Raw genomic sequence first — 2,285 nt, 5'->3', positions numbered from 1 at the left:
ACCCGGCGTCGACTACTTTCCCGACCGGTCTCCCGGCCAGTATCATGGGCGCTGGTGGGCTTAACTGCCGGGTTCGGAATGGAAGCCGGGTGTTTCCCCACCGCTATGGACACCAGGGATTTGGCAACCCAGTAGGTTAGTAGGACTGTAAGTAGTAAAAGGCCAAGCCAAACGGGCGATTAGTACTGCTTGGCTCCACCCGTTACCGAGCTTCCACCTGCAGCCTATCAACGTGGTAGTCTCCCACGGCCCTTCAGGGATACCTTATCTTGAGGTGGGCTTCACGCTTAGATGCTTTCAGCGCTTATCCCGTAGCAGGATGGCTACCCAGCGCTGCTCTTGGGGAACAACTGGTACACCAGAGCCTGCCCCATCCCGGTCCTCTCGTACTAAGGATGGCTCCTCTCAAGTATCCTGCGCCTGCGGCGGATAGGGACCGAACTGTCTCACGACGTTCTGAACCCAGCTCGCGTGCCGCTTTAATGGGCGAACAGCCCAACCCTTGGGACCTACTTCAGCCCCAGGATGCGACGAGCCGACATCGAGGTGCCAAACCCCGCCGTCGATGTGGGCTCTTGGGCGGGATTAGCCTGTTATCCCCGGAGTAGCTTTTATCCGCTGATCGCATGCCCTTCCACTCGGAACATGCGGGTCACTAAGCCCCGCTTTCGCGTCTGCTCGACTTGTCAGTCTCGCAGTCAGGCACCCTTATGCCTTTGCACTCTAACGGTGGATTTCCGACCCACCTGAGGGTACCTTTGGGCGCCTCCGTTACCCTTTAGGAGGCGACCGCCCCAGTCAAACTGCCCGCCTGACATTGTCCCTGCCGTGGGTAACACGGCTAGGTTAGTTTACCCACACATCCAGGGTGGTATCTCACCGGCGCCTCCATGCCCCCCGAAAGGGGCACTTCTTAGGCTCCCACCTATCCTGCGCAGGATGCGCAGGCAAACAGTGCCAGGGTACAGTAAAGCTTCACAGGGTCTTTCCGTCCTGCCGCAGGTAGCCGGAATCTTGACCGGCACTACAATTTCACCGGGACTCTCCTCGAGACAGCGTCCAGATCGTTGGACCATTCATGCAGGTCGGAACTTACCCGACAAGGAATTTCGCTACCTTAGGACCGTTATAGTTACGGCCGCCGTTTACCCGGGCTTCGGTTTGGGGCTTATCACCCCTCCCCTTAACCTACGGGCACTGGGCAGGTTTCACACTGCATACGTCCTCTTTCGAGTTTGCGCAGTGCTGTGTTTTTGGTAAACAGTCGCCTGGACCTGGTTTCTGCGACCCACCTTGCGGTGGGCACCCCTTATTCCGAAGGTACGGGGTCAGTTTGCCGAGTTCCTTGAGGAGAGTTACCCCGAAGCGCCTTAGGCTGCTAACCCACTCCACCTGTGTCGGTTTCCGGTACGGTCAGCCATCCTTCGACGACCACGACACTATTTCTTGGCAGTCTGAAGTCACACCAGTTGGCTAAGCACGAGGCTTAGCCTCCTCATCACGCCTTGGGCTTGTATGAGGAACGGATTTGCCTATTCCTCGCCCTCGGACGCTTAAAGGGAGCGATCCAAATCTCCCCTGGTGCTATCCTCCTGCGTCGTGCCTTGGTCTCCAGACAGCTGGTGCAGGAATATTAACCTGCTTCCCATCGGCTACTGCTTTCGCCCTCACCTTAGGGTACCGACTAACCCAATCCTGATTTACATTGGATTGGAACCCTTGGAGTTCCGGCGGACAGGTTTCTCACCTGTCTTTGGCTGCTACTCATACCAGGATTCTCACTTCCCTGCAGTCCATCCCTCCTTACGGTGAGACTTCAGCCCGCAGGGAACGCTCCCCTACCGCTTGCTGTTAAAGCAAGCCCGCAGCTTCGGTGGCATGCTTAGCCCCGTTAAATTTTCGGCGCAAAGCCTCTCGACGAGTGAGCTGTTACGCACTCTTTAAAGGATGGCTGCCTCTAAGCCAACCTCCTCGCTGTCTTCGAGGCTTTACATCCTTCTCCACTTAGCATGCACTTTGGGACCTTAGCTGGCGGTCTGGGTTGTTTCCCTCTCGACTACGGAGCTGATCCCCCGTAGTCTCACTGCCAAGCTATCCTCCCGGGCATTCGGAGTTTGGTTGGGTTCGGTACCCCTTTCGGGGCCCTAGCCCAATCAGTATCTCTACCTCCCGGGGGAAACGCTTGACGCTGCACGTCGATGCATTTCGGGGAGAACGAGCTATCACGGAACGCGATTGGCTTTTCACCCCTATCCACACCTCATCCAACTGTGTTGCAGCACCGA

General features: G+C 57.1%; 2 rRNA genes (1 of these 2 only partly in view). Both read right to left on the bottom strand.

From position 1 onward, the window contains the following. Nucleotides 1–117: ribosomal RNA gene (rrf, locus tag SULYE_RS00115) — 5S ribosomal RNA — on the bottom strand. Nucleotides 118–158: 41 nt separating this feature from the next. Next, a 23S ribosomal RNA gene (locus SULYE_RS00110) occupies nt 159–2,285 on the bottom strand; it runs 819 nt beyond the window's last position.

The sequence above is a fragment of the Sulfurihydrogenibium yellowstonense SS-5 genome (assembly GCF_000173615.1).
Taxonomy (GTDB): domain Bacteria; phylum Aquificota; class Aquificia; order Aquificales; family Hydrogenothermaceae; genus Sulfurihydrogenibium; species Sulfurihydrogenibium yellowstonense.
The sequence above is the reverse complement of the archived record's forward strand: the minus strand, read 5'-3'. Positions and strand labels throughout refer to the sequence as shown.